Genomic DNA, 331 nt, shown 5'->3' on the forward strand with positions numbered 1-331 from the left:
GATTTTTCTTTAGCTTTAGGAAAAAGATATAGTAATCATTGGAGAACAGAAGCTGAATATAGTTTTAAAAAGACATCTGAATATACTAGTGGTTCTAGTGTTTTTACCACAAGCTTCAATCATCATAAAGTACAATCTGAACGTTTAATGTTTAATATGTATCGTGACTTTAAATTAAAAGATCGCATTTCAGCTTATGGCATGATTGGCTTTGGTCTTGCAAAAGTAAAATCTTCGGGATGGCAAGGTAATGAAAATCGTCAATATGAGCAGAATACAGATACTAATATTGCATATTCTTTAGGTGCAGGTGTTAGCTATCAGTTGGTTG

At 32.3% G+C, this 331-nt stretch carries 1 protein-coding gene; it reads left to right on the forward strand.

What is annotated here, in order from left to right; all coding sequences use genetic code 11:
• A partial coding sequence (locus RMT89_RS41895; RefSeq protein WP_315889000.1) for an outer membrane beta-barrel protein occupies window positions 1–331 on the forward strand: 331 nt, incomplete at both ends.

Origin of the sequence: Streptomyces sp. P17 (assembly GCF_032436805.1) — a bacterium.
GTDB lineage: Bacteria > Actinomycetota > Actinomycetes > Streptomycetales > Streptomycetaceae > Streptomyces.